Source organism: Rhizobium ecuadorense (assembly GCF_001187535.1).
Classification (GTDB): Bacteria; Pseudomonadota; Alphaproteobacteria; order Rhizobiales; family Rhizobiaceae; genus Rhizobium; species Rhizobium ecuadorense.
Window position 1 is genome coordinate 1 of the sequence record NZ_LFIO01001068.1, and the last position, 240, is coordinate 240.

General features: G+C 62.9%; 1 pseudogene. It reads left to right on the forward strand.

Features of this window, described 5'->3' with window-relative positions:
- Positions 1 to 240, forward strand: a pseudogene (locus AF337_RS20405) (BTAD domain-containing putative transcriptional regulator); the annotation flags it as partial.

The window sequence follows — 240 nt, forward strand, 5'->3', positions numbered from 1 at the left end:
ATCACCAACAGATCGGTCATCGACGAGGCCCTACGGCTTTTCATGAAGGCGATCGAGCGTGACCCGGTATTCGCCATAGCCCATGCCCGAGCGGCGCGCTGCTACGCCACCCGAAAGAGCAACGGCTGGATGCTCAATCCCGCAGAGGAAACCGCCGAAGCCACCCGGCTGGCCCGCAGAGCGGTCGAACTCGGCTGGGACGATGCGGTTGCGCTCACTTACGGCGGATATGTCATCGGT